1 protein-coding gene and 1 pseudogene are annotated in these 2,820 nt (G+C 41.8%); one reads left to right on the forward strand and one right to left on the reverse strand.

The window, feature by feature from the left end:
• Window positions 1–138: 138 nt before the first annotated feature.
• Window positions 139–1,974 (forward strand): sensor histidine kinase, encoded by a 1,836-nt coding sequence (locus tag ACH2DQ_RS00220; RefSeq protein WP_394914643.1) that lies wholly within the window; start codon window positions 139–141, stop codon window positions 1,972–1,974.
• 185 nt (window positions 1,975–2,159) lie between these two features.
• On the opposite strand, the pseudogene ACH2DQ_RS00225 reads toward ACH2DQ_RS00220, so the two are convergent.
• A pseudogene (locus tag ACH2DQ_RS00225) lies at window positions 2,160–2,820 on the reverse strand (glycosidase); the annotation flags it as partial.

The following is a 2,820-nucleotide window of genomic DNA, read 5'->3' on the forward strand; positions in this document are numbered from 1 at the left end:
TACCGCTAGCATTGACAATCCCTCACATGCTGGCTATAATGTTCTAATAAAATAATGATTTTTAGGCGGATAAGTAAATGAACAGCAATAGCTACTGTTCCAATAAGCCAGCTGAAACGCATACGAGGAAGGACCACTATGTATAAAGAACCTTGTTCCAATAAAAGTACCAGATTATTACGTTTTACGCTGATCTTTCTCACTGCTGCTGTTTTAATAGCGGCAGTGATACTTTTCTCCACCTTATTTCGCTTTGACCAGAAAATGAAATCAGACGGGAATTTATATCCTGTGGAAATTCTGGGAGAATACAGCGAAGAGGGGGGACCCTGGAAGACCTTAACCCACCAGACCGATTTCGAAAATAAAGATTTGCGGGATATTACAGTGCGCGGTCACTTCAGCAGGGATATTCCGGAAGGTGATAAGCTTTTTCTTAACATCGACCACATGCGTGTTACTCTTCGGATAAACGGTGAAGAGATTTATTCAACCGGACCTGTGCGAAGCGGAGGAAATCCTACCCAGGCTGTAGGAAAACAGTGGGTTACTATAGTTTCGCCAGGTATCACCTCCGGTGATCAGGCAGAATTAAATTTTGGCAATCTCTACTGGAATGCCTATATGATCCAGTTTGATGAATTACTCCGGCAAATGCATACCGGTGACGAACGGATGATGTTGTTTAAAGCAGTCAGCAATGACGGATGGACTATGACCATCGGAACGATTTTTCTGTTCCTGACGTTATTCCTGCTTATCGTTGCTTTGGAATGCGCCATACTGCGAATTGACGGTGGTCGCCGCTTTCTGTGGCTGGGACTGGTCACCCTGTTTTCCTCCACATGGTTTTATACCCTGTCTCCTGCGCCTACATTGATTTTGCCATTTCCCGTGTTCCTGAATGTCCTGTATTCCTGTTCCATGCAGGGTATAGCCGTATTTGTGGTATTATTTGCGGCTGAACATCTATCCGGCTGGAGAAAGAAATCTCTGTTATACTGTACCGGACTGTTGCTTCTGGTCACGCTCGCAGCAATAGTAAATCAAATATTCATGATACAGGATCTATATTCAGCTATAAATTATTTTTCCATTCTGGAACTGCTGGTGGCGCTCTGGGTCATCTACTGTCTGGTTTATGAGACAAGGAGACTGCATAACAGGGACTCTGCACAATTACTGAAGGCAATACTGCCGCTGGCAGTCTGTGCCGTTGTAGAACTGATCAATGGTTATGTACAATTTTCAGAAGCAGCAATTTTATTGGGACTTGGATTAATTTCTTTCTCCCTGATTGAGGAAATCTATACCATACGGCACATCAAAAGAATTATGAATAGTGAAAAGCGTGCCCTCATTCTGGAAAATGAGTTAAACCAAAATCGTATATCCGTAATGCTCAGTCAGGTACAGCCTCATTTTCTCTTTAATGCACTTCAGGGGATTAAACAACTGTGTGACACGGAACCGGAACGGGCTTCTGAAGCGTTGGAGCATTTTTCATTCTATCTCAGAGGCAATCTGGATTCATTGATTGATAAGCAGCTGATTTCATTTGAAAGGGAAATGTTTCATGTTAACAATTATTTATATCTGGAAAAAATGAGGTTTCCGAAAAAGCTGAATATAGAAATAGAGATACTGTGCCAGGACTTTTTACTGCCCCCGCTGACGGTTCAGACGATTGTAGAGAATGCTGTGAGACATGGTATTATTAAGAAAAGAGCCGGCGGCACAGTGAGTATAAAAAGTGAACAGACTGACGAAAACATAATCGTTACTATCCGTGATGACGGACTTGGATTTGCCCCGGACATTCCGAAAGAGGATGGACGCACACATGTGGGCATTGAAAATGTACGTAACCGTCTGATGCTGCAATGCGGCGGCTCACTGATGATTGAGAGTGAAGAGGGTGTGGGTACTACCGTTAAAATTATTCTTCCACTGAATGAGGATCTGAAAAAGTAGATAACACCGTCTATGTTTGATATAATGTATGTATCAAACAGCAGGCGGTGTTTTTATGGCAGATCAACGGATAAATATTGTTATGATAGCGGGCGTAATGCAGTTCCGCCTATCCGTCTGTTTAAATTTATCCCTGACAAGCACACGCTCAATCGCCAATGCCTGTTCATTTCCGTTACCGTTCATTATATTATCACGCTTTCCTCTCCGTTTGGATCAATTCCTTTCATGGAGAATGTATGATTTGCAAGATCTGCAGTAAGTGTTGCTGTATATCTATTTTTTTTCCATACGAAATTCATCATAGATCCACTGCTATCTACCGTGATATTACTATCAAAGGCAAATGCCGGGAATGCAGCACGGAAACGAAGCATTTCAAGCTGTTTTATCACTACCCTTTCTTTGATTTTTTCTTCCATCTGAGCAACGCTTAAATTAGAACGGTTAATTTCCTTGTGTCCGCCTGCACCAGCACGTTTTACAGCTTCATAATCATTTTTTCCTGCAAAGAGATCCTGATACCATACCTGAGGTTTTCCTGGCATAAAGAGCTGTAAAGCACGAGCTAACAACATTTTTGTATCACTTTCCCCAAGTGCGCTGTAATATGCAGCATTTACCTGGTAATAAACATTTTTTTGTCCATGAAGATCTTTCACAAAACCTCCACGGGCTACAACTGTATCAATAATTGACTGTATTCTTTCTTCCGGAATAAGTCCTTTTAAATCAAGAAGCGGAATACCATCATGACATCCCAACATATTTACAACATGAATTTCTTTTTCAATCAGCTCATTTGCCCACTTTGTGAGCACATCACCACGTCCTCGTTCCAGTGCA

The sequence above is a fragment of the Robinsoniella sp. genome (assembly GCF_034124845.1).